Origin of the sequence: Saccharothrix coeruleofusca (assembly GCF_017876325.1) — a bacterium.
GTDB classification, from domain to species: domain Bacteria; phylum Actinomycetota; class Actinomycetes; order Mycobacteriales; family Pseudonocardiaceae; genus Actinosynnema; species Actinosynnema coeruleofuscum.
The window spans coordinates 5,733,497-5,757,307 of sequence record NZ_JAGINV010000001.1; the positions used below are offsets into that span (position 1 = coordinate 5,733,497).

Annotated in this window: 23 protein-coding genes; 12 read left to right on the forward strand and 11 right to left on the reverse strand. The window is 67.1% G+C overall.

All coding sequences use genetic code 11. The features are described 5' to 3' along the window. Nucleotides 1-47 precede the first annotated feature (47 nt). Nucleotides 48-1,616, forward strand: a complete 1,569-nt coding sequence (locus JOF41_RS25895; protein WP_189225565.1) for a bis-aminopropyl spermidine synthase family protein — start codon at nucleotides 48-50, stop codon at nucleotides 1,614-1,616. Here the strand turns inward: JOF41_RS25895 and JOF41_RS25900 are convergent. From JOF41_RS25900 to JOF41_RS25935, 8 genes are all read right to left on the reverse strand, one after another. Beyond that, entirely contained in the window at nucleotides 1,611-1,748 is a 138-nt protein-coding gene (locus tag JOF41_RS25900; RefSeq protein ID WP_209622664.1) for a hypothetical protein, read from the reverse strand. The two genes, JOF41_RS25895 and JOF41_RS25900, sit on opposite strands and share 6 nt — an antisense overlap. Then, nucleotides 1,745-2,293, reverse strand: coding sequence for a hypothetical protein (locus tag JOF41_RS25905; RefSeq protein ID WP_209622667.1), 549 nt, complete (start codon nucleotides 2,291-2,293; stop codon nucleotides 1,745-1,747). The genes JOF41_RS25900 and JOF41_RS25905 overlap by 4 nt, the downstream gene beginning before the upstream one ends. Before the next feature lie 34 nt (nucleotides 2,294-2,327). Next, nucleotides 2,328-2,915, reverse strand: a complete 588-nt coding sequence (locus tag JOF41_RS25910) for a hypothetical protein (RefSeq protein WP_209622669.1) — start codon at nucleotides 2,913-2,915, stop codon at nucleotides 2,328-2,330. Continuing rightward, a complete protein-coding gene (locus JOF41_RS25915) occupies nucleotides 2,912-4,204 on the reverse strand; it encodes a WXG100 family type VII secretion target (RefSeq protein ID WP_209622672.1) in 1,293 nt (430 codons plus the stop codon). The genes JOF41_RS25910 and JOF41_RS25915 overlap by 4 nt, the downstream gene beginning before the upstream one ends. Further along, nucleotides 4,201-4,506: a type VII secretion target gene (locus tag JOF41_RS25920; RefSeq protein ID WP_189225570.1), complete on the reverse strand. Its 306-nt coding sequence runs from the start codon at nucleotides 4,504-4,506 to the stop codon at nucleotides 4,201-4,203. The genes JOF41_RS25915 and JOF41_RS25920 overlap by 4 nt, the downstream gene beginning before the upstream one ends. Beyond that, nucleotides 4,503-5,015, reverse strand: a complete 513-nt coding sequence (locus tag JOF41_RS25925) for a YbaB/EbfC family nucleoid-associated protein (protein WP_307867536.1) — start codon at nucleotides 5,013-5,015, stop codon at nucleotides 4,503-4,505. The genes JOF41_RS25920 and JOF41_RS25925 overlap by 4 nt, the downstream gene beginning before the upstream one ends. An 84-nt stretch (nucleotides 5,016-5,099) precedes the next feature. Next, nucleotides 5,100-8,267, reverse strand: a complete 3,168-nt coding sequence (locus JOF41_RS25930; protein WP_209622677.1) for a sensor domain-containing protein — start codon at nucleotides 8,265-8,267, stop codon at nucleotides 5,100-5,102. A gap of 222 nt (nucleotides 8,268-8,489) precedes the next feature. Then, nucleotides 8,490-9,668: an NAD(P)-dependent malic enzyme gene (locus JOF41_RS25935; RefSeq protein WP_189225572.1), complete on the reverse strand. Its 1,179-nt coding sequence runs from the start codon at nucleotides 9,666-9,668 to the stop codon at nucleotides 8,490-8,492. Nucleotides 9,669-9,970: 302 nt separating this feature from the next. Here JOF41_RS25935 and JOF41_RS25940 point away from each other — a divergent pair, with 302 nt between their 5' ends. Next, on the forward strand, nucleotides 9,971-10,561 hold the full coding sequence (locus JOF41_RS25940) for a dTDP-4-dehydrorhamnose 3,5-epimerase family protein (protein WP_189225573.1): 591 nt from the start codon (nucleotides 9,971-9,973) through the stop codon (nucleotides 10,559-10,561). Between the two features lie 78 nt (nucleotides 10,562-10,639). Here the strand turns inward: JOF41_RS25940 and JOF41_RS25945 are convergent, their stop codons facing one another. Beyond that, complete coding sequence (locus tag JOF41_RS25945) at nucleotides 10,640-10,933, reverse strand: S24 family peptidase (protein ID WP_189225574.1); 294 nt, start codon at nucleotides 10,931-10,933, stop codon at nucleotides 10,640-10,642. 77 nt (nucleotides 10,934-11,010) lie between these two features. Here JOF41_RS25945 and sodN point away from each other — a divergent pair, with 77 nt between their 5' ends. From sodN to JOF41_RS25960, 3 genes are all read left to right on the forward strand, one after another. Then, a complete protein-coding gene (gene sodN, locus JOF41_RS25950) occupies nucleotides 11,011-11,430 on the forward strand; it encodes a superoxide dismutase, Ni (protein ID WP_189225575.1) in 420 nt (139 codons plus the stop codon). Nucleotides 11,431-11,878: 448 nt separating this feature from the next. Next, on the forward strand, nucleotides 11,879-15,679 hold the full coding sequence (locus tag JOF41_RS25955; RefSeq protein WP_209622680.1) for an NACHT domain-containing protein: 3,801 nt from the start codon (nucleotides 11,879-11,881) through the stop codon (nucleotides 15,677-15,679). 608 nt (nucleotides 15,680-16,287) lie between these two features. Then, nucleotides 16,288-16,935: an HAD family hydrolase gene (locus JOF41_RS25960; protein ID WP_209622683.1), complete on the forward strand. Its 648-nt coding sequence runs from the start codon at nucleotides 16,288-16,290 to the stop codon at nucleotides 16,933-16,935. A 7-nt stretch (nucleotides 16,936-16,942) separates the two neighbouring features. On the opposite strand, the gene JOF41_RS25965 is transcribed toward JOF41_RS25960, so the two are convergent. After that, nucleotides 16,943-18,280: a helix-turn-helix domain-containing protein gene (locus JOF41_RS25965; RefSeq protein ID WP_209622686.1), complete on the reverse strand. Its 1,338-nt coding sequence runs from the start codon at nucleotides 18,278-18,280 to the stop codon at nucleotides 16,943-16,945. A gap of 243 nt (nucleotides 18,281-18,523) precedes the next feature. Here JOF41_RS25965 and JOF41_RS25970 point away from each other — a divergent pair, with 243 nt between their 5' ends. Then, nucleotides 18,524-18,976, forward strand: coding sequence for a hypothetical protein (locus JOF41_RS25970; RefSeq protein WP_307867537.1), 453 nt, complete (start codon nucleotides 18,524-18,526; stop codon nucleotides 18,974-18,976). Nucleotides 18,977-19,194: 218 nt separating this feature from the next. Here JOF41_RS25970 and JOF41_RS25975 read toward each other — a convergent pair whose 3' ends face one another. Continuing rightward, complete coding sequence (locus JOF41_RS25975) at nucleotides 19,195-19,596, reverse strand: GntR family transcriptional regulator (RefSeq protein WP_209622688.1); 402 nt, start codon at nucleotides 19,594-19,596, stop codon at nucleotides 19,195-19,197. A gap of 134 nt (nucleotides 19,597-19,730) precedes the next feature. Between JOF41_RS25975 and JOF41_RS25980 the strand changes: the two genes are divergently transcribed. The 6 genes from JOF41_RS25980 (at nucleotide 19,731) to JOF41_RS26005 (ending at nucleotide 23,745) form a co-directional block, all read left to right on the forward strand. Next, complete coding sequence (locus tag JOF41_RS25980) at nucleotides 19,731-20,123, forward strand: hypothetical protein (RefSeq protein ID WP_209622691.1); 393 nt, start codon at nucleotides 19,731-19,733, stop codon at nucleotides 20,121-20,123. 387 nt (nucleotides 20,124-20,510) lie between these two features. Continuing rightward, complete coding sequence (locus JOF41_RS25985; protein ID WP_209622694.1) at nucleotides 20,511-20,771, forward strand: hypothetical protein; 261 nt, start codon at nucleotides 20,511-20,513, stop codon at nucleotides 20,769-20,771. A 6-nt stretch (nucleotides 20,772-20,777) separates the two neighbouring features. Continuing rightward, nucleotides 20,778-20,999 carry a hypothetical protein gene (locus JOF41_RS25990; RefSeq protein WP_209622696.1) on the forward strand — a complete coding sequence of 74 codons (222 nt, stop codon included), beginning with the start codon at nucleotides 20,778-20,780 and terminating at the stop codon, nucleotides 20,997-20,999. Nucleotides 21,000-21,085: 86 nt separating this feature from the next. Next, nucleotides 21,086-22,468 (forward strand): P-loop NTPase family protein, encoded by a 1,383-nt coding sequence (locus tag JOF41_RS25995; RefSeq protein WP_209622698.1) that lies wholly within the window; start codon nucleotides 21,086-21,088, stop codon nucleotides 22,466-22,468. 33 nt (nucleotides 22,469-22,501) lie between these two features. After that, a complete protein-coding gene (locus JOF41_RS26000) occupies nucleotides 22,502-22,963 on the forward strand; it encodes a hypothetical protein (protein ID WP_209622700.1) in 462 nt (153 codons plus the stop codon). Between the two features lie 44 nt (nucleotides 22,964-23,007). After that, on the forward strand, nucleotides 23,008-23,745 hold the full coding sequence (locus JOF41_RS26005; RefSeq protein WP_307867538.1) for a hypothetical protein: 738 nt from the start codon (nucleotides 23,008-23,010) through the stop codon (nucleotides 23,743-23,745). Nucleotides 23,746-23,811: the final 66 nt, after the last annotated feature.

Below are 23,811 nucleotides of genomic sequence, written 5' to 3' on the forward strand. Positions count from 1 at the left end.
GTGTCCGAATGCGTCCCGGCCGGGGCACCGCCTAGGCTGTTTCGCTTGTGGCAGCTCATGAGCCGATCGACCGCGTGCGCACCCTGCTGGCCCAGCGCGGGGCGCACGCGCGCAAGCTGCGCCGCGTGCTGACCCTGCTGGCGGAGGACTGGCACACCCTGGCCGAGCTGGTGCGGCTGCCCGCGGTGCCCCGCCGCACCGTGCAGGAGCTGCTCACCGCGGTGCAGGACGACCTGGAGACCAGCGGCGACCGGTTCCGCCTCGCCCCGGCCCGCGCCGCCGACTACGCGCCGCTGACCGTCGCCGAGCCGCTGGTGGACCCGCTGGACGCGCTGGCCGCCCGGCACACCGAGCACCTGCGCTCGGTGCTGGCCGACATCGCCGAGGTGCCCGCGCCGCTGGCCGCGCTGGACCACGTGCAGGCCACCGCCGAGACCGCGCTGAAGCGGGCGCTGTGGCTGGACACCACCTACGACCTGGCGGGCCGCACCCTGCTGTGCCTGGGCGACCACGACCTGACGTCGCTGGCGGTGGCCGCGGTCAACCCGGAGGTCGAGGTCGTCGTGGTGGACGTGGACGACCGGCTGCTGGAGTTCATCTCGACCCGCGCGGACGCCCGCGGCCTGCCCGTGCGCACCCTGCACGCGGACTTCCGCTTCGGCCTGCCGCCCGCCGTGCTGGAGACGGCGGACCTGGTGTTCAGCGACCCGCCCTACACCGCGGAGGGCATGGCGCTGTTCGCGGGCCGGGCGGTGGAGTGCCTGGCCGACACCGGCAAGGGCCGGGTGCTGCTGGCGTACGGGTTCAGCGACCGCACGCCCGCGCTGGGCCTGAAGGTGCAGCAGGAGCTGCAGCGGCTGGGGCTGGTGTTCGAGGCGATCCTGCCCGCGTTCCACCGGTTCGACGGGGCGCAGGCGATCGGCAGCGCCGCGGACCTCTACGTGTGCAGGCCGACCTCCCGGCGCTCGGCCGCCACCCCGCGCACCGCGATCTACACCCACGGCCCGCAGTCGGTCGAGACCTCCGGTCCCAGCCGGGAAGCCCTGGAAGCGCTGGTGGAACTGGCCCCGCGCCCGGAGTCGTCCCCGCCGCCGAAGCCCCGCGCGCCGGGCTGGGCCGAGCCGATCGGCCGCGGCGCGGCGTCGCTGGCCGTGGACCTGACCGGCGATCCCGGACCGTGGTTGCTGCGCACCCTGCTGGCGTGCTCGCCGGGGCGGATGGCGGCGCTGGTGCCCAACAACCACCCCGACGTGGCCTCGGAGAAGGGGCAGCGCGCGCTGTCGTCGTTGGTGGGCACCAGGTTCGCGCTGCGCTACCTGCGGTCCACGCCGGACGGCAAGCACTGCGTCGTGGTCGCCGACCAGGTGCTGGCCGGGACGCTGGACGTGGGCGGGCTGGCGGTGCGCGAGGTGCTCATGCGGGCGCACGGCAAGCTGGGCAACGTGTGGCGCGAGGCGCTGGTGACCGCGACGCGCGGGGCGCTGACCAAGCGCGAGGCGCGGGAGCGGATCGCCGAGCAGGTCGGCGAGGACGAGGACCTGGAGCTGAGGCTGATCGACCTGCCCCGGCACCGGATCGCCGCCCTCCTGCCGCTCATCCGGGCATCGGCGTCATAGGAACCGCCGCTTCAGCGCGGTCGCGGGCTTGCGCGTCAGGCGGGGCAGCACGATCACGTGCCCCAGGGCCAGCACGGCGTCCAGCGCCAGTTGGGCGGCCACCAGCACGGCCACCCACAGCGGTCGGCTCACAGGAATTCCTTCTCGATCTTCCGCCGCCGCGTGTCCACGGGCGGCCGGGTGACGCAGAACGCGACGAAGAGCAAGGCGAACAACGTCGTGCCCGCCACGGTCCAAGGCGCCACCGGGGTGACGTCCGAGGGCCGCACCGGTCGCAGCGGACCGGTGCGGTCGACGACGATCGACGTGCTCGCGCCGACCTTGCCGATCGGCTCCGAGGTCGAGCTCAACGGCTGGTAGTCGAACCTCCGACCACCGCAGTCGACCACGGAGACGCTGTAGGACGGGGCCGTGCGCTGCTTGACGGCGCGCTTGTCGACCACCTGGCACGAGGTCAGCACCTCGCCGTTGAACACCATCCACGCAGGCGCGGCGTGCTGAATCCCGACGATCATGCTCACGCAGGAGATCACGAACGCCACAGCCCCGAGGGCAGGCCGCTTGGTGAGCAGGCCCACCACGACCGGGAACCCGAGCATCCCGCCGAACAGCACGGGCGGCCCGACGGGGTTGTCGGAGTTGTAGAGCAGCCCCCAACCGGTGTCGCCAGCGCGCACAGCACCGCCAATGCGGCTGAGCACGACCTCCGACTCACAGGAATTCCTGTTCCACCTTCGGTTTCCCGGGCTCGGCAGGCCAGGTGGCGCAGAAGGCGATGAAGAGCAACCCCAGCAACGCCACGCCCGGCAGCGCCCACGCGCCGGTCGTGGTGAGGTCGGACGGCCGCACCGGGTTGATCAAACCGGTGCGGTCGAACACCAACGAGGTCCGCTCCCCCACGTCACCGATGTACTCCGACGCCGACTGGTACGGCTTGTACGAAACGACCCGATCACCACACCTGACCTTGGAAACGTCGTAAGACGGAGCCCGATCCCTCTCGACCTCCCACTCGTCGATCACCTGGCAATCGGTCCGCACCTCACCGAACACCGACATCCACAACGGTTGGGTGAACACGGCCGACACACCGATCGACGCGATCGTCATGAGGAGCCAGCCGAGGCAGGCCACCGGGCTCGACCACAGCTTGAGCACCCCGAGGAACAGCGCGACCAGCGCCATGCCGAGCGCGACCATCGCGAGCCAGTCCGCCGACCCCGCTGCCTTCAGCAACGGCGAGGCCATTCCGGCGAACAGCCCCACAACGGCCACCGTCACGCGCCACGGCTTCTTCACTCGTCCAGGTATCCCGTCTGCCGCTTGAAGGCCCGCTGTTGCTCCTTCTTGACGCCCTGCATCTCCAACTCGTCCTGCTTGGACGTCTCCCGGAGGACGTCCGCACCCATCTTGACCTGGAACCCGCCACCCATGACGTCGGGAACCGAGTGCGGTGAGACGTGCTGTCCGCGCTCCAGCGGCTTGAACGGCGCGTAGGCGTCGGTGGCGTTCCTCATCGACTGGGGGCCGCCTCCGATGTTCTCCGTGGCGCGGTTCCAGGTGTCGCCCGCGTTCCGGTAGCGGCCGGGCGCGCCCGCCAGATCGCGCCCGGTCTCGCGGAACTTGGTGCCCACGTCACCGAGCGAGGGTCGGGCGTTGCCCCAGTCCTCCACGCGCTTGCCCGCGTTCTCCAAGCCCTGGAACCGGGGCGCGCCGGGCGCGTCCACCGCTCGGGCCGCCGCGGTGCTGGTGGTGCCGCCCGCCGCTGCACCGCCACGGCCGAAGCGGGCCAAGCCCTTGAGCATGTCGCCGACCTTGCCGAACAGACCCTTGAGCTTGCTCAGGATCTTCATGATCGCGCGCAGGAGCTTGGCGAGCTGCTGGGTGATCCTGCCCAGCACCACCGCGCCACGGCCGACCGCCCAGGCGGCGAACGCGGCCATCGAAGTGCCCAGGCTCACCACGGAGGACGCCAGGGCTATCACCGCGTTGCGGATGACCTCCCAGACGAACATGGCGATCAGGTCGCGGATCATGCCCCGGATCGCGGCGGTGATCGTGCCCGCCGTGGCGACCTGCTCGGCGACGCTCACGCACACCTTGCTCATCGCGGCGATCTCCTGCGCGAGCTGCCCCTGGCTGGCCCTGAACGCCTCGGCGGCCTGCTGCTCCCAGGAAGCGGCCTGGGCTTTCACCGCGTCGTGCTGCTGCTGGGCGATCTGGTCCAGCGAAGTGGCGACCTCGTTCCAGGTGCCCACCGCGTGCTCGATCTTGTCACCGTTGCCCGCGAGCCAGTCCAGCGGCTCGCGCAGGAAGCTGACGTGCTCGATCAGCCAGCCGATGCCCGCTGTGGCCAGTGCGCCCAACGGGTCCACAGCCACACCGAAGCCGTCCAGGAGCATGGCAGCGGCGTTCATGCCGAACTCGGCGTAGTCGCCTTCCTCGATCATCCGATCGGAGGAGTCGATGACCTGCGCGACCGACTCCGTCACCCCGCCGCCCGCGAAGTTGTCCGGGTCGGTCCAGCCTGGCGGCTCCTCGCCCGCCTTCTGCTCGGCGAACCCGGTCCAGAACCCGTCGCCGCTCATCCCGCACCCCCGCCGAAGCGCTGCTCGTTGCCCGTCTCTGTGTTCTGGTACTCCGTCGCGGTGGCCTTGGTGGTCGCCGCGGCCTCCCCCACGGCGGCGGCCAGCTCGCGGATGCCGTCGGCGGTCTGCCGGGCGAACTCCTCGGCCCCGTCGGCGAAGAACTGCAACAGCACGCCGAAGGTCTCGCCGCCGAGGTTCACCCCGTCGGCCTTGCTCGCGGCGGCTTCCAGCGCGTCCTGCCTGCCGAGCTGGTCGTCCGCGAACTTGTGCAGCTGCTCGGCCTGAACCTCGAACCCGGTCATCGCAGCACCGGTCCGAAGCCGTCCTCGTCGTCCGGGTCCGCCGCGTGGCGGGGCCGCGACGGCGGCGGGGGCGGGGCGGGCGCGGGCGGCACCGGGCGGGACGGCGGAGCGTCCCACGCCGCCTGCCGCAGCACGCTGCCCTCCTCGGCGGGCGGCGGGGGCGGCGGTTCCTCGGCCTTCGGGATGAAGCTGTTCAGGAAGTCCATCGCCGCCGTGCCGCCGAACTGCGGCTCGACCACCGCCGCGACCTGCTGCGCCGCCTGCACCTGCGCGCGCTGCACGGTCGCCATCACGGCCTGCCCCAGCTGCACGTGCGACAGCTCCGCCGCGCGCGGCGAGAACTCGATGTGCTGCAACGCCCCGTTCGGCGCGACCGTGACCGTCACCGCGCCGTCGGGCGAGCGCACCGTGGCCGCCGCGTGCTGGATCTGCTGCTGCATCTCCTGCGACCGCCGCGCCAGGTCCTGCGCCCTCGCCTCCAGGTCGGCGATCATCCGTTCCGGTTCCACCCCTGTGCCCTCCCGAGCTGCCTGCGAGGTCACCTTGGACGTGCCCACGACACGTGCCGGTTCCGCGACGGGGAGTATTCCGGGTCAGCCCGCTCTGGGCGCGCGCAGCGGCCCCAGCGCCAGCGCGGCGCGGAACTCCTTGGGCGGCACCGGCCGGGAGAACAGCCAGCCCTGGTAGGCGTCCACGCCGATGTCGCGCAGCACCTGGAACTGGGCCTCGGTCTCCACGCCCTCGGCCACGCACTTGCGGCCCATCGCCCGCGCCATGTCCACCACGGCCTTGGCCACCGCGAAGTCCGAGGAGTCGTGGTCCACTCCGGAGACGAACCTGCGGTCCACCTTGATGATCTGCGCGGGCAGGTCCTTGAGCCGGGCCAGCGACGAGTAGCCGGTGCCGAAGTCGTCCACGGCGAACCGCACGCCCCGGTCGACCAGCTCGGCCATCGACTGCCGCACCCGCGAGGGCAGGTCGACCAGCGCGGTCTCCACCAGCTCCAGCACCACCCGGTTCCACGGGATGCCCGACTCGGCGATGGCGGTGGCCACCGTGTCGACGAACTCCGGGTCACCGGGCACCAGGCCCGCCAGGTTCACCGCCACGGCCACCGGCTCGGGCCAGGTCACCGCTTCCCGCAGCGCGGTGCGCAGCACCCACCGGTCCAGCTCGCGCAGCAGGTCGCCCTGCTCGGCCACGGGCAGGAAGACGTCCGGCGGCAGCAGCCCCCGGTCCGGGTGCGGCCAGCGCACCAGCGCCTCGGCGGTCAGCACCGACCCGTCCTCGCCCACCACCGGCTGGTAGTGCAGGGCCAGCCCGTCGTGGGCCAGCGCGTCGCGCAACTGCCCCTCCAGGTGCACCTGCCGGTCGGCGGAGGCGATCAGCGCCGCGGAGGCCAGCGACACCCGGCCCGCGCCCGCGCGCTTGGCCTCGAACATCGCCGCGTCGGCGAAGCGCAGCAGGTCCGCGCCGGTGGCGCGGGAGCCGTTGGGCACCGCCGCGCCGATCGACGCCGACACCCGCACCAGCTGCCCGTGCACCGGCACCGCCGTGCGCAGCAGCCCGGCGACCTTGACGGCCAGGGCGTCCACCCCGCCCACCAGGTCGGTGTTCTCGCAGATGATCACGTACTCGTCGCCGGAGAGCCGGGCCGCGGTGCAGCCCTCGGGCAGCCCGCCCTCCAGCCGCCGGGCCAGCGCCACCAGCAGCTCGTCGCCCGCGTCGTGGCCCAGCGAGTCGTTGACCCGCTTGAAGTTGTCGATGTCGCAGAACAGCACGGCCACCTTGGACCGGTTCTCCGACTCCAGCAGGTCGCCCAGCAGCTCCTTGACCAGCGCCCGGTTGGGCAGGCCGGTCAGCTCGTCGTGGGTGGCCTGGTGGCGCAGCGCCTCGGCGGCGCGGCGGCGCTCGGTGATGTCCTGGAAGGCGATCAGCCAGAACCGGCGCCCGTCGTCCTGCACCGACAGCGAGATGTGCAGCTCGCAGTACACCCGCTCGCCGTCCGGCCGGACCAGGATGCGCTGCGGGACCTTGTGCGCCCGGTCCGCGCCGAACGCGGTCATCCTGCTCACCGACCGCAGCCGGTCCTCGTTGTCGTCGGGGTCGGTCAGCTGCTCGGCGGTCATCCCGCGCAGCTGCTCCAGGTCCATGCCCAGCAGCTTGCACAGCGCGTCGTTGGCGTCGACCAGCCGCTCGGACTCGTCGAACAGGCCGACGCCCACCGGGGTGAGCGAGACCAGGTCGGCGAAGCGCTGGCTGGACCGCTGCACCCGCGTCTCGGCGGCGCGCTGCTCGGTCACGTCCTGCGCGGTGCCCACCGCCAGCCGCCTGCCGTCCGGGTTCTTGAGCAGCACGCCGTTGCAGCGGAACACGCGCACCGAACCGTCCCGGCGCACCAGGCGGTGCTCGCACTCCACCGGGTCGCCGCCGTCGGCCAGCTGCCGCCACAGGTCGTCGACCCAGGCCCGGTCCTCCGGGTGCACCAGGTCCAGGTAGGTCCGGTAGCTGGTGCGCTCCTCGCGGGGGACGCCGAACAGGTCGACCAGCATCCCCGACCAGACCACCTCGCCGGTGTCCAGGTTCCACTCCCACACGCCCAGCCGGGCGGCGCGCTGGGCGTCGGCCAGCCGCCGCCGGTCGTCGCGCAGCTGGCGCTCCAGCGCCCGCGCCTCGGTGACGTCCTGGACGGTGCCGTGCAGCCGGGTGACCCGGCCACCGGGTTCCAGCTCGGCCCGCGCCCGGCAGATGTAGACGCGCTCGCCCCGCTCGCTGCGCACCTCGGCTTCGAAGGTGCGGTCGTCCTGGGCGTTGAGCAGCTTGCGCCGCAGGTCCTCCAGCACCGGGCGGTCGTCCGGGTGCACGCCCCGCATCAGGTCCGCGTCGGCGGTGAGGCCCAGATCCTCGTACATCTCCAGGAGGACTTCGCTGCGGTGCACCACGCGGGTGGCGACCTCGTAGCTCCAGCTGCCCATCCGCGCGATGCGCTGGGCCTCCAGCAGCCGGACCCGCTCGGTGGCCAGCGCGCGGTCGGCCTTCCACTGGTCGGTGATGTCGCGGATGTAGCCGGTGATGAGCTGGGTGCGGCCGTCCGCGCGCAGCTTGGCCTCGGCGACCCCCTGTATCCAGCGCAGCTCGCCGTCGGGGCGGATGATCCGGTAGACGATGTCTATCGGCGCGCCGGACAGCTCCCGGTTGGCCCAGTAGCCCGCGACCATCTCGTAGTCGTCCGGGTGCACCACGTCCAGCACGGCCTGCGCGCCCGGCGTCACCGAACCCGGCCGCAGGCCCAGCAGCTCGTAGTGGGTCTCCGACCAGACCGTGGCGCCGGTGGCCGGGTCGTACTCCCAGGAGCCGATCGCGGCGACCCGCTGGACGGCGCGCAGCCTGCGCTGCTCGTCGCGCAGCTCGTCGGCGGCCCTGGCCAGGTCGGACACGTCGACCAGGAGCACGGTGCGCAGGCCGGTGCCCGCGACCGGGGCGAGCGCCGCCCGGACCGGCACCTCGACGCCGTCGGCGCGGCGCAGCCGCAGGTCGGCGGCGTCGCCGACGAGCAGCTCGGCCAGTCCGCGGCCCGCCAGGTCCTCGGGGGAGGCGTAACCGGCCAGCACCGCCGCGGCGGCGTTGGCGCGCACGACCACGTCACGGGGGTCGCACAGCAGCGAGGGGGCGTCCGGCAGGCCGCTCCGGCCCAGGTCGGCGGAGCGCTCGGGGCGCGCGGTGGCCAGCGCCACCGGATCGCGTCCAACCCGCTTGGGCACGGTCCCACCTTCCCGTGTCTACCGCAGGGATGACCGGCCCGAGCGCCCGTGCACGTCGTCCCTCTCCACCGAGCATATGCACCCGGAGGAGAGGGACGCTATCGCTTCGGAGCGTTATCGCCCACCCCTCAACGGACTAACGATTCGCCTCGATCGGGGATTCGTTATTCCATGATGAGAACGGACTGACACGGCCAGAGCTCTCCCAACTCCGACAGGGGATCAGGCTACTCCGTCCTGGCGCGCTGCCAAGGCCACCGCGGCGGCGACTTCCGGCCCGACCCTCGGGTCCAGGGCGCTGGGCACGATCCGGTCGGCGGCCAGGTCGTCCGCGGCGACCGCGGCGATGGCGTCCGCGGCGGCCAGCTTCATGCCCTCGGTGATGCGCCTGGCCCCCGCGTCCAGTGCGCCCCGGAAGATGCCGGGGAAGGCCAGCACGTTGTTGATCTGGTTGGGGAAGTCGCTGCGGCCGGTGGCCACGATCGCGGCGTGCCTGCCCGCCACCTCCGGGTGCACCTCCGGGTCGGGGTTGGACAGCGCGAACACCACCGAGTCCGGCGCCATGCCCGCGATCAGCTCCTCGGGCACCTGGGCGGAGGAGACGCCCACGAACACGTCCGCGCCGCGCAGCGCCTCGGCGATCCCGCCGCGCAGCCCGCTGGCGTTGGTGACCAGCGCCAACTCCTCCTTGACCGGGTTGAGCCCGGCCCGGCCCGCGTGCACGATGCCGCGCGAGTCGACCACGGTGACCTCGCCGACGCCCGCCGCCACCAGGATCTTCGCGCAGGCCACGCCCGCCGCGCCCGCGCCGGAGACGACCACGCGCTGGTCGGCGGCGGACTTGCCGAGCACCGCGTTGGCGCCGCGCAGCGCGGCCAGCACCACCACCGCCGTGCCGTGCTGGTCGTCGTGCATGACCGGCACGTCCAGCGCCTCGACCAGCCGGGCCTCCAGCTCGAAGCAGCGCGGCGCGGCCACGTCCTCCAGGTTGACCGCGCCGAACGAGGGGCGCAGCCGCACCAGCGTCTCGACGATCTCGTCCACGTCGGTGGTGTCCAGCACCAGCGGGATGGCGTCGAGCCCGCCGAAGGTCTTGAACAGCGCCGCCTTGCCCTCCATGACCGGCAGCGACGCGCGCGGGCCGATGTCGCCCAGCCCCAGCACCGCGGTGCCGTCGCTGACCACCGCCACCAGGCGGTGCGCCCAGGTGTACCGGGCCGCCAGCGCGGCGTCCTCGGCGATGGCCCGGCTGACCTTGGCCACGCCGGGGGTGTAGGCGATCGACAGCGCCCTGGGCCCGTCGAGCGAGGTGGTCACGCCCAGGTCGAGCTTGCCGCCCTCGTGGGCGGTGAAGATCTCCTCGTCGGTGGGCTGGGTGGTGGGTTCGTTCAGAGCGGTCACGGGAGTCCTCCTGCGGTGCGCGTCCCTCGGCGCACCGCACCGGCGTTGTCACGCGGATCTGCGGGGCCTGACGATGCGGAACGGGCACGTCCCGCGTCGAGTTGCGACGCCCGGAACGGCCCGTGAACGGCGGTGTGGGATCAAGTGTGACAGCGTTCGGAAATGCTGTCTGCGGCGAGGATCACACCATCGTGGCAGGTCAGAGGCGGTTTTCACAGAACGTACGTCCGGTTTTCTGGACCGGCCGGTCAGTTTCCGCAGGCAGGATCGGTCAAGAAACGGCGCGCTCTACGCTGACCGTCATGCAGGCACGCGAGTTGAAAATTTCCGGCGCCTTCGAGTTCACCCCATCGGTCTTCCCGGACGACCGGGGGCTGTTCGTGGCACCCTTCCAGGAGGAGCCCTTCCGACGCGCCGTCGGGCACGGCCTGCGCGTCGCGCAGACCAACCACAGCGAGTCGCGCCGCGGCGTCGTGCGCGGCGTGCACTACGCGGACGTGCCGCCGGGACAGGCCAAGTACGTGCACTGCCCGCGCGGCAAGCTGCTCGACGTGGTGGTGGACCTGCGCGTCGGCTCCCCCACCTTCGGCCAGTGGGACACCGTGGTCCTGGAGCCCGCGAAGTTCAACTCGGTGTACGTGCCGGAGGGCCTGGGGCACGCGCTGATGGCCCTGGAGGACGGCACCATCACCTCCTACCTGTGCTCGGAGGGGTTCAACCCGAAAGCCGAGCGCGGCATCAACCCGCTGAGCCTCGACCTGCCCTGGCCCGCCGACATCACGCCGATTCTGTCGCTGAAGGACCAGGAGGCGCCCACCCTGGAGCAGGCGCAGGCCGACGGCCTGCTGCCCTCCTACGAGGAGTGCACCGCCTGGTACGCCAAATTGCAGTGACATGGCCCCGGCTCCGCCGGGGCGGCGAGGCCGCCCGGAAGTCGGCCTCGCGTGGTGGTCGAGCGGCAGGGCAGCTGATCAGGCCAACCGTCGCGGCCTCGGCCACAGCCGGAAGCGGATCACCCCCAGCACCAGCGCCGGCCCCAGCTCCCGCGAGTCGGTCGAGCCGAACGGGTTGTCCCCTTCGACGTGCCACCCGTCGCCCTCGGCCCGCACGGCCCGCTTGACCGACAGCTGCGCGGGCCTGCTGGGCCAGCGCACGAGCACCACGTCGCGCGGCGCGGGCGGGCGCTCGTAGTCCACCCAGACGACGTCACCGGTCTTGAGCGTCGGGGACATCGACGGCCCGATCACCCGCACCAAGTTGTTCACGATCACCTCCGACTGCTCCCGCCGAGGCCCGGGGGTAGGGTTCGGCCTGTCGGAGCATCCACTGTCAGGGAGGAACGATGCGACTTCTGTCGCGCATCCGAGAACTCCGCCGCCCGCTCCTGGAGGCCACCGCGCACTGCGACCTCCCGTGCGGTGTGTACGACCCGGCCCAGGCCCGGATCGAGGCGGAGTCGGTCAAGGCGATCCAGGAGAAGTACCAGGCGAACGAGGACCCGGAGTTCCGGGAGCGCGCGGTGCTCATCAAGGAGCAGCGCAGCGACCTGGTCAAGCACCACCTGTGGGTGCTGTGGACCGACTACTTCAAGCCGCCGCACTTCGAGAAGTACCCGGAGCTGCACGACCTGTTCAACCGCGCCACCAAGGCCGCGGGCGCGTCCGGCACCAAGGGCTCCATGGACCCCGCCAAGGGGCAGGAGCTGCTCGACCTGATCGCCCAGATCGACAAGATCTTCTGGGAGACCAAGCAGGCCGCCTGATCGCCTGCTGAAACATGGCGCTGACCAGCGGAAGCACCTTCCGCTGGTCAGCGTCGTTTTGCGTCCGCTGCCGCCGTCGAGCGTCCTCTGACGGCCCCAGGACGGCCCAAGTCAGTCCGCATCGGACACAACCCGCCTCGGCGATCCGCATATGACCTGCATTTGAACATCCTCATGAGGCTTTGAGCCGACTCGGCACGGAAACGTCAGGTCAGACTATTTCCACACAAATGCGGAATAACCTTCTCGTGTTATCAGTGCCTAACGACGTGCAATTTCAGAAATGACAAAGACACAATACCGGCTTAGCGTATGTTCCCGAACCGTTAAGCTCAACAAGTCGATGGCAGGAGATTTGAACCATGCCTTGACAAGCGTCCGTAGAAGGTGATATAGAGGCCCGCAAGGTCACATTCATATGTGAGTAACTCTCAAGTTAGAGGTCGCCGTGTCCACTCCGTACGAGTCGCTCAATGAGCACACCTTCCAGCAACTCGTGCAGGCACTTCTAGTAGCTGAAAATCCTAAAATTGTTAGCTTTCCGATCGGCATGCCAGATGGCGGTCGAGATGCAATGCTGACCGACCCCCAAACCGGCGGCTCTGTCGTATATCAAGTGAAATTTGCTCGCGATCCTGCGAAAATTGCCGACCCGTACGCGTGGCTCACCAAAGCGATCGACGGAGAAGTCGCTAAGGTCCAACTCTTGGCCGAGCGCGGAATTACCGAATACGTTCTTGTCACAAACCTAAAAGGCACCTCACATCTCGATGCAGGCCTAATGGATAAGGCCTTGAGCTATCTACGTAATCAACTGGGCGTGCCGTCTCGGATTATGTGGCGTGACGACTTGGACCGTCGTCTGGACAACAACTTCGGACTCAAGCTGCGATATCCACAGCTTCTAAACGGTCCAGATATCCTTCGCCTGTTCTGGGAAGCTCCAGACTTCGCGAAAGACGATAAGCGACGTAAAACTGCGCTTCAGGCTTACTTGCGCGATCAGTACGAGCGAGATCGCACCATTCGCTTCAAACAAGTCGAACTTTTGTCAAGTTCATTGCTCGATCTGTTTATCGACGTGCCCGCAATTCCTAGTCAGCATCGGAAAAGGATAGTTGACCTAGAACCGTTTCAGGAAGCTTCATACTCAATCTATCGCTCTAGCAAAGGGTCAAAGATTCGACCTGCAAACGTCATTGAAGACGGAGGCAATGCTAACGATGCTGACGATGAATTCTTCCGTTACACTACGTGGGGCGACCCCAAGCTAGCGGTAGGTGCAGCCGATCTACTAACTAATGCTGATTTTACCAACTCCGCTTCACGTATTGTCATCGAAGGCGCCCCCGGCCAAGGAAAATCGACGCTGTCGCAATATTTGGCACAGGTCCAACGTATACGTCTTTTGAATAAGGAGAGCGAACGTCGCTCTCTGCCAACTCCGCATTCCAATGCTCCAATCGCTCTTCCGATCAAACTCGAACTACGTGATGTAGCTGGCTGGCTACGCGGATTTGATCCGTGGACTCGTGAAGTAAGTAGTCAACATGGCGAAGCTCCCACGCTCGAAGCTGCCATCGCTGGCCATATCTCCCGCTTTTCAGGCGGACAGCAATTTACGGTGAGCGACCTAGTCGCCATAATGTCAGAGCGACCGGTAATTTTGATCCTGGATGCGCTCGATGAAGTCGCCGACCTGACCGATCGACAAGAAGTAGTCTCGCAGATCGAAGCTTTTGCAGAAAGGCATCAGGACAGGCACAATAAAATTGTCATTATTGTAACAAGCCGTCCGACTGCAATCTCTAATGCGCCAAGCCTGCCCTATTCGAAATTCTACCACCTTACACTTGGTGCGATTACGGGAAAAATCGCAACCGAGTACGCCCATAAATGGGCGAAAGTTCGCAGACTACCATCTAAGGATGCCCGTGAACTGATTGAGACCCTAGAGGATAAACTTCAATCGCCTCACATGGCTGAGCTTGCCAAGAATACTATGCAGCTCACTATTCTGCTCAGCTTGATGGTGGCGCGTGGGTCCAGCTTGCCCGATAAACGAACTGAACTCTATACCGCCTATCTCGAACAATTCCTTAATCGTGAATCAGAGAAGAGCCCCGATGTTAGGGACAACAGGGATCTCCTGCTTGATATCCACGGTTACCTGGGCTACTACCTTCATGCACAGGCTGAGAGCAGGCGTGGAACCGGCCGTATAAGTGTTACTGACCTGCGCGCGCTGCTTCGTGATTACCTTGCCAGGCAGAAGCATAAAGACGATATGGTCGATAAGCTTTTTAATGCCGTGGTTGGGCGTGTAGTAGCCCTGGTGCCTCGCATCGAAGGCACCTTCGAATTCGAAGTTCAACCTTTGCGCGAATATTTCGCAGGACGATACCTCTACGAAACTGCCCCCACTTCACCCCCCTGGGAGAAAGCTCGCGGAACACGTTCAGACCGATTCGACGGAATCTCGGCAAATCCGTACTGGTTGAACGTGACCCGATTCTTCGCCGGATTCTTCAGAAAAGGCGAGCTGGCAGACCTAGCACTGCGCGTGAAGGATCTCATTGAAGATCCCAGTCGCCGGGGACAATCTTATCCAAGAGAGCTCGCTTTCTCGCTGCTTCAAGACTGGGTATTCACACAATCACCAAGAGCCACCGAACTTGTCGTTTCAGCCATTTTCGAAGGCGAAGGCCTTTACTGGACAGCAGATACATCACTACGTATTCGCGGGCGCTTGACAGGAACAAGCTTTGCATTGTCAAAGGGTGCCGGAGCCGAAGAAGCGTTCGAAATTGTTTGGAATGCACTTGTAACGGCACCGCAGTCTCACCGAACGATTGAGTTTTGCCATCTTATCAAACTCTACGGAACTCCAAGTGAAATTTACACCAGATGGCTTCATGAGTACCAAGCAGCCACAGGCGACGAAAAAAGAATTTGGACGATTCTTGGCCTTCGGCTGGGGTGCTCGGATAGAGCCTCTAAAGAGCCCGGCCTCCACTGGCCAGTAAGTGACGCAACAGCCGATTCAATTGATCGTTCAATCACACTTGTGATAGCGGCGACTACACCAGCGCCATCGCGACTATTGACAACGGACCTTATTTGGGAATATGTAAAGACTGCTCTCGATGCCAGCGTTTTGCGCTCCCTGGCAGTAAGGCCAAACAGCGATATATACGCGACAATTCTAGCCGCTAGCCATCCCCATTTCTGGGGAACGTTGGTTTCTGCAGGAGATCACACGCGCTACAGGCAAGCGAGCCGCTTCCCGATCCCAAAGGATTTGAATAGATCCGACGATGCAGCCGCAGGAATTCTCAAAACGTTGTTGCGGACACATTCGGAGCGAGCGGCGTTTACATTGCAACCATGGTCTGACGCTATTACAGCACTTGAAAGCGTATATGGACGAACTGCCACATCTCTGCATCTCGGTGTGATGGCAGCGGGGATCACGTCAAGTACTGAGCGCGGCGGTCGTGCCAACCAGATTCTGTCAGAAGATTTCCCCTTGCCGAGTCGTATACGCTATGCTCGACGACAGGCGAAGTCGGTCGACTGGTGGACCAACCAATTCAGCGAAGCAAAGAGTGCGGCCGACTACGAACTCATCCTTACTGCGAGCACCATCTGGGCTAAGACCGAGGTACTGATCGCAATTCTCGAGCAAGTTGACGAGGCAGCTAAGAGAATTTCCTCATCTCAATTCACAACGTTCCTATCATTTATCGATGCCTACATTGTGCGCCCACCTCATATAGGTAAAGATGCAGACCTTTCGGCACTGGGCTCACGTCTAGCATCGAGTAGCACGCGTGCGGCACAGATTTTGCTCAGGCGAGTGAACCCAGCCCATCGTTGGAATATTATTGATAGCTGGATTCTCACATCCGAACCAGCCCCCGAGGTGCTCGCTGACGTGGCGACGGATATTGTCGCAGCGATGGCGGAAGGGCACATCGGCTCACAGAGAGCCCTTGACCTACTAGAGCGCGTTCCGTTTATACTCCCTGGTGCACCGCGCAGTTATCGTCTAGAGACATTTCCAAGCAGATCTGCTCTACGCAAAGCTCGAGTACCGATCACCGATATCATTGCACGCTGCCGAAATTTGCCGACTTATGTCAGCCAACTCGCATGGGAAGTCGGCAGAATGCGGATGAAGTCGCCCACCCCTGTCACGACAGTTGCAAAGAATCAGGCCTGGTTTAACGAATCATTCGACTGGTGAACCAAACCTACGCAATCCATGTTTGGAGGTCGACTAGCCTTTGAATACTTAGTTACGAGCAGGTCGAACGCTCGGCCGCTACCAGTCCGCCGCACCATACGAGGGGCTTCGTGTCATCCCGCCGACCTGGCTCGTCCCAACCACGCGTGTCAAGGGGGTGTCTTCCGCCTGGCGGACTGCTGGGCTGGAACTGCCCCCTTGACGCGTGTGGTTGCCCTCGGGGGAGGTCGGCGGGATGACACGAACCCCGGCCCACGCTGATAGCCGAACCGGCGGTGCGTCCTAGTCATCCTGCTGGCCTGCCGCGCGGCGAGCGCATTTTTTGATCTTTTGCGGTCTTCTTCGGGGGTCGCTGGCCGTTCCTCGCCGACGTCAGGAGCGGCGCCCTTCCTCGCGTGGCACGCCCGCGGGCCGCCAGGCCCGCTTGGGCGTGCCGCACTACAGGGGCGTCGGTCCTTCGGCGTCGGCCTGGCACCAACGGCCAGCGGCCCCCGGAGGGGGCCGCCTTGACGAAGAAAAGAAACTCTGAACACGCCAGCAGGTCGTCTGGTGCATGCCAAGCCGGTGCCCGTTGCGCTAGGTGGAGATGGATGGCGTAGGAGTAGGACATGGTGACTGCGGTGGTGTTCGACGTGGGGGAGACGTTGTTGGACGACTCGCGCGAGTGGGGTGCCTGGGCTGACTGGATCGGCGTGCCCCGTCACACCTTCTCGACGGTGCTAGGGGCTGTCACGGCGGCTGGACGGGACAACGCTGAGACGTTCCAGTACTTCCGGCCAGGGTTCGACGTGGCCCATGAACGGCGGTTGCGTGAAGAGGCCGGGCTCGGCGAGCGCATCGAGGACGATGACTTGTACCCGGACGTACGAACTGGCCTGGCGCGGCTGCGCGAGCTGGGCTTGTGGGTGGGCATCGCAGGTAACCAGACCGCCCGCGCAGCGGAGCTGCTGCGGGAGCTGGAGTTGCCGGTGGACGGGGTCGCCACCTCTGGTGAGTGGGATGTGGCCAAGCCTGCGCCGGAGTTCTTCGAGCGGGTCGTGAAGATGACACCTGCGGCTGCTGCCGGTGAAGTGCTCTACGTCGGTGATCATCGGGACAACGACGTGGTGGCGGCCAAGGCGTTCGGGTTGCGGACGGCGTTGATCCGGCGTGGGCCGTGGGGCTACCTGTGGGCTGATGATCCGCTGGTGCGTCGTGATGCCGATTGGGTGATCGACTCGTTGCACGACCTGCCGGAGCTGCTGAACGTGCAGTGAGCCAGGGTCAGCGTGCCCCGGCCCACGCGGCCAGGTCGAGCAGGCCGGAGCTGAGGGACGGGTGGGTGCGCAGCAGCACCGACAGGGCTTGGCGAACCTGGGGATGGGCGCGGGTGTGCTCGGGCGCGGCCTGGCGGGCGGCCTGCAGGCAGAGGTGGGCGTCTTCGTGGTGGCCGAGGTCGAGCTGGGCGCGGGCCAGGTCGATGTAGTAGTGCGAGCGACGTTCGGCGGGTAGTTCCTGCGGTGGGTGCCAGGTGGCGGCGCGTTGGATGCCTGCCGGGTCGCGCAGCTCGGCGGCCACGGCGAGTTCGTGGATGCGCAGGGAGGCCGGGCCGAAGGCGGTGCCGTGGTATACGCCTTCGGGTGCGGCGTGGGCGGCGTAGCGGGCGGTAAGCAGGTGGTCGGCGGCGATGTCGGCTTTGCCTGCTCGCGCGGCCACGACGGCGGCGCGCATGTGCAGGGCACCGAAGGCCGCGGCGACCGGGGCCTGTTTCAGGGCTCGGGTGGGGATCTGGTCGGCGGCCAGGTCCAGGGCGCGGGCGGCGGTGTGCAGGTCGCCGCTGGCGAAGAACGTTTCGGTGCGCACGTAGGACACCGCCGCTGGCAGCAGCGGGTCTTCGGACTCTTGGGCTGTGAGGCGCATGAGGTCGATCAGGCGGGCCGACAGGTCGAAGTAGTGGAACTTGTAGGCCACGCCATCAGCGGCACGCAGGGCGAGTGTCAACAGGGACGCGACGTGACGGCGGTCGGCGGCGGGCAGCAGTTGGCGGGCACGGGCCAGTTCGCCGATCAGGCCGGGTAGGTAGCGCACGAGTTCGCCATAGCGGGCTTCAAGGCGGTGCTCATTCATCAGCGCCACGTCGGCGCGCAGCTCGGCCAGGCTTCTGACGGGGCCGTCGTCGGGGAGGTCGAGGATGTCGAGCGAGCGGCGTAGGCGTGGGATGGCGACGTGGACTATGTCGAGTCCCTGCGCGGCGGCTGGTTCGCCTGCGTCACCCGGCGCCCATATCGGCTGAGTCGGGTAGGTGGGGCTCGGGTCGACGGCGCGGCTCGCGTACAGCTCTTGGACGTCGTGGACTTCCCGCACACCGCCGTTGAACCACCGCAGGTGCTGGGGCACGTGCAGGGCGTTACACCAGCGTTCGAGGCGTTCGAGGTCGGTGACAGGGCGGCGGGAGCGTTCGATTTCGCTGATGCGGCCTTGGGTGAGGTCAAGCCAGGCCGCGAGGGTGGCCTGCGGCAGCGTGGGGCGCTGGGCTTGGCGGTAGGCGCGGAAGACCTGGCCGATGTTGCGGGACTCGAACGCCTCGCGCAGGGTGGGCTGCGTCCAGAACTCCGGCGGCAACTTCGGGGCGTGCAGTGTCGAGGCCGCAGCGCACTTGCCGCACTGCGTACCTCGGTTGTCGCTGGCCAGCCAGGTGTCGCACGTGCGGCACCGCCGTCTGGGCGTGGTCACTGCGCCGTTCACCCCCTGCCCTCAGGTCCAGCTACTGCGGAGTGTAGCCCTGTGATTACGGCGCTGATCTGGGGTTAGTGGTCGCACCGATATCGCCAATAGTCATTTGTATGGGATGGATCTTCCGCGCGCGTGAATCTGGTCAGGCAAGTCCTGGTCTACGTGGAGGTGAAGTCGATGGGGTTGCACGTGCTTCTTCAACCAGAGGAAGACGCGGAGTCGTCGATGGTCGAGCGCGCGCAGGGACACCCGTCCTTGGTGATCCTGTCCGGTGATGCGCGGCTGACGGTGCAGATCGCCGGTCGTGAGGGCGGCGCGGAGATGGCCATCAAGTTCGCTCGGGAGCTGGCGGAGGCGGCAGAGGCGTTCGCCGACCGGTGCCAGGCGCTGACGCAGTTGGCACCGTTGGACTTCGATGCCTTGACCGCCGCGCTCGGGACCACGCCCGAGGAGGTCGCCAAGGCCACGGGTCGTCACGCACTCAATGAGCAGTGGCCGACCGAGGAGCAGTCCTCGGTGGTTGATCCGCCATGGTTCTCCGAAAGCGGCGCTGGTCAGCCAGTGTCGCCGAAGGACTCGGTGTGATCCTGGCGGTCGCCGAAGGGCTGACGGCCTTCGTCGTCACCTATGCGGTGATCGAGCTGGTCAGGCGGTATGCGGCACGAACGAACGATCAGCAGAAGTAACCACGAACGACCACGCACAACCAGGGGGCACGGTGTCCGGCGAGAACAAGTGGACGGAAGAGGACTGGCGGGACATGCGTGCCGTGACAGAGCTGCTGCTGGCGCGCCTGGAAGACCTCAACGACCGGTTGACCCGGATTGAGGATCGTCTGAAGTGGACCCGAAAAGCTCAGCCTCGACAGCGGAAACACGCTGGCTGAGGTCGTCCAACGCGCTGTTGATGCGCTCGAACATCTGCCGAAGCTCATGCGGTGAGGGGCCTTCCTCCTCCCCCGCATGGGCTTCCGGCTTTTTGACGATGATCGTCCCCTCTCCCTGACGGGAGAGGACCAGCCCTTCGGCGCGGAGCACGTCGAGTGCCTTCTGCAAGGTCATCACCGCGCGGCCGTACTTGGTCTGAAGCTCGGTCAGCGAGGGCAACTTGTCCCCCACCTGCGCCTCCTCGGACGCGATGAAGCGGCGGAGGTCGTCAGCGATCTGCTGGTACGCCGGTCGCGGGTCCGCCGCGTCGAGAGCCATACACCAACTGTAGCGACAAAGCTAGCACTGTTGATAGTCACTCGATCGGCCTAATGACTGTACTAGCTCTACTAGCTATGTTGGTTGCAGTGGATGAGCGGCGTCGGGTCGCTCTCACTGCTTGGAGGTTCGAGATGGCTCTTCAGGACTTGCCGGTGCTGCTCAACGGCTACCGACTGATGATCACGGAAGCGCCGGCGGCGAAGATGCGCGAAGCCGAGGACGGCTCGGTGACGCCGGTGGTCGACCGCGCCACTGGCGAGGTTCAGTACGTGGTGACGCTGTTCGCCAAGCCCGTGCCGATGGAAGGCCGCAGGGCTGGCAAGGGTGAGGAAATCCGCGTCAACCTGCCCGGTGACCCCGGCGAGGGGTTCGAGGAGGGCACGTACGTCGAGTTGGTCAACCCGGTGGTGAACACCTACGAGATTCCTGACCGCGTGGACCCGCGCAAGATCGCCTCGGCGGGCCTGTGGTTCAAGGCGTCGGGGCTGAAGCCCGCGGCGCGTCCGGTGCGCAGCGTCGCCTGATCGCTGCACTTTCTCGGTTCATCCCCTGAGTTAATCCAAGCCGTTTTCTGGGCTGCCTGTTCCTTGTCAATTCCACAGTGGGTAGAGCCATGCCTGAATCCGGCGCGTCCGCGTGATGTGCCGGGGTCTTCGGTGGCCCCAGAACCGTTGGCGGATCTGGGGTTCGCCGTGGTCCCCGATTCGGAGGTGGGTGATGGAGACCAGTGCGTTTCCGGTGGAGGTGCCACCGGGCGACGGTGACGCTCGGTTCACATTCGGGTTGATATTGGAGGTGGCATCAGTGTTGCGGCGGCACGGTTTCCCGGACGCGGCGGACAGCAGCGCGGACTTCGTGCACCTGCGCCAAGCCCTGTTCCGGTTCCTCTACAGCGCGGAGAGGTGGTGAGCATGTCCGGTACCAGCGGTAAGGCTGAGCAGCGGTACGCGAACCTGGTCAACTCGATCGACTTCGTGACAGAGCAGTTCGGGCCGCTGGACAAGCTGATCGCCAAGATGCGGGAGAACCCGGCCCCGCCTGGCTCGTGGCGGGTCACGCCTCCCGATGAGCTGAAGCGGTTGATGGACAAGGTCAAGCAGAACCTGACCACGTTGAAAGACCGGGCGGTTCGATATGAGACCGAGTTGAAGACCCGTGAGTGGAAGGTCTGATCGGCCATGTCTCAAGAGTTGATTACCGCTCTGGAATGCCTGGACAAGGCGATGGGGCAACTGCGGCGGGCAACGGTGGACATTCCGTTCCGCCGCGAGGGCTTCAAGGCTGATCACAACGCGTTCGTGCGGTCGGTGGCGGTCCTGCGGACTTCGTTGTCCTACTCGCGCTCGCAGTTGGAACCGGCCTCCGCCCGGCGACGTCGGCGCGGCAGTCCGCGCAAGTAGTCCCACAACCACACCACGGCGACGGCCGATCACCGCATCCCTCGGGTGGTCGGCCGTCGCCGTGCCTGGACCAAGGAGAACCAATCATGGCGCAGGTGCCAACGGGCACGTCTCGACGTTCGGTCGGGTGGGAGTTCCGCACGGTGCGGTGGCTGGTGCGCCACCCCGGCGCGGTGGTCGGCCCCGGCGGGCTGGGGGCGTCGCTGGTCGAGTTCGGCCCTGAAGCGACCGGGGGCGCGCTGGGCGGCCTGGCTGCGGGGACGGCGGCCTGGTACCGCGCGCACCCGGACACCTTCGACGCTTGGGCCGCTCCGGTGCTGCGGGCGTGGCGGCGTCGTTGGGCCGGTGCCTACACCGGTCGGCGTTGGACCAACCTCATGGGCTCGTGCGGGCTCACCACGGTGCACCACCGCACCGGGGAAACCCTGGTGCCGCGCGTGCTGCGGGTGCGCTCGTGGTCGCCGTCGATCGACACGGTCCGGGTGCGCCTCGTACCCGGCCAGGCGCTGCGGGCCTTCGCCAAGGTGCTGCCCGAGCTGGCCGCGACCCTCAAGGCCGAGCGGGTCGCCGTCGAGCAGGGCAAGCCGGGTGAGGTCGTGCTGATCATCCAGTGGCGGGAACCGTTCGACCGGGTCATCCCCGCCCCGGCCATGCCCGAGTCCTCCGACGCCGTCGACCTGCGGTCGCTGTGCCTCGGGGAGACCGAGTTGGGTGGGGAGTGGCGAGAGCCGCTGATCGGCACCCAGCACCTGACGGCCGGTGCGACCGGCTCGGGCAAGAACTCCGTGGTGATGGCCAAGCTGCGGGCGGTCGCGCCGATGATCCGTGATGGTCTCGTGCGGCCGTGGGTGTGCGACCTGAAGCTGTTCGAGTTCGTCGCGCTCAAGCCGATCCTCGACGGCCGCTATGCCGACACACCAGAGGACTGCGCCGAGTTGATCGGTCGCTTCGTGGACAACATGGAGCGCAAGCAGAAGCGATTGCAGCGCAAGGGGAAGCGCTCCGTACCGGTGTCGCGTGAGCACCCGGTGGACTGGCTGATCCTGGACGAAGTGGGCTTCCTGATGGCCTACAACTCCGAGTACGCCCACGAGATCACCAATGCATGCGCGGTGATCTCCAGCATGGGCCGCGCGACCAACGACGTGTTGGACGTGTACGTGCAAGAGCCGTCCAAGGACGTGCTGCCCATCCGGGACCTGCTCCCTCACCGGGTGTGCCTGAGGGTCACCAGCGAGCGGCACCCGGACATGGTCCTGGGCGAAGGTGCCCGCGAGCGTGGCGCGATCGCTGACGAGATCGCGGCCGACGAGTCCAGCGCCGGTATCGGCTTCCGAGTGGACAGCCGTTCGCGCATCCCGCGCCGAGTACGCGCGGCTTACACCAGCGACCACGACATTGACGAGCTGGTCGCCTTCGTCAAAGCCGGTCCTGCCGACTCCGGTTCGAGCCTGCGCGTCGTCGCCTGACCTGCCTTCCCACCTGTCTCTTGGAGCTTTGCCATGCCTTCCAACAGCCCCCGATCGCTGGACCGGATCATCCGCACCCTGCGATCGCTGATCCGCACCAACAGGCTGCCCCGGCCGGACCGGTTGATCATCTCCACCCGGTCCGGCTCGGTGCACGCCGAGTTCACCTCCGGCACCGCGCCGGATCGCCTGGCGGCACTGCTGCTGTGGGTCTCCAGGCTCGACGGCGTCACGCTCACCTGGACGCTGCGCCCGGACCGCATGCTGACGGTGGCGGCCACCGCACGGAACCGGGCAGGGCTGGCGTTCGGCCTGACGGCCTCGGCGGCCGTGTCCGACCTCGACGCCACCCCGGTCGGCAAAGCCGCGGTGACCCTCGACGGCTCTTTTCGCCTGGTGCCGCTGGTGGTCGAGCCGGTGACCTTCGAAGAGGTCGCCCGCCTGGTCCACCTCGGTCGTGCGGTGTCCGCTCGGCGTGCCCGTGCTGCGGCATGACCAGCGCTGCGCCCGAGGATGCCCCGCGCGGTGAGACTCGGGCCGTGCGCAAGCTGCGCGCCCGTCTCGCCGAGTCCCACCAGCTGCACGGCCTGACCTCGGACCCGCTGTTGCACGCGGTCCGCTTGGAGCGCTTCCGCGTCTCCGTCACCCGCTCCATGTGGTTCTTCCTCGCACTGGGCCTGGGGTTCACCACCACGGGCGTGCACGAGTTTCTGGCTGGCCACCTGTCCCCGCTCGACGCGCTGTGGTGGGGTGCGTGGCTGGTCGAGCCCGCGTTGGCGGGCATCCTCGTCACGCTGCTGCGCTGGGAAGCCGAGATGCTGTCGCAGGGCCAGGCCGTCGACGCCGCACCGGTCGTCTGGCTCAAGCGGCTCCTGCTCGGCGCGACCCTGGTCACCAACGTGTGGTCCTCGCTGCGCCCGCCGTCCGGCTCGGTGGAGTACGGCGTGGTGTTCCTGCACCTGGTCGTCCCGCTGGTGGTGTTCCTCATCGCCGAGGTCATGCCGGTGATCCAGCACCGCTGCAACGCCGCGCGGGACCGGGTGATGGCCGACGCCAAGCCCGTCACCAACGCCACCACCACCCCGGCCGCGTCCGCTTCCACGTCGGCGCGGACACCGCTCAAGCTCCCAACGCACCTGCAAGCCGCGCTCGGCGCGAAGGTCGCTGAGGTGCGAAACCAGGGCCGCGTCATCACCCCGGCCGATGTGCGAGCGGCCGTGAACGTCCCTGACGACTTCGCCGCCGCGCTCGCCGAACAGTTCAACGCCGCAGCCTGACCGATCACCTGCGGGGCATGACCGAAACACCTGGTCATGCCCCGCTTTCCGTCTTTGACCACCACT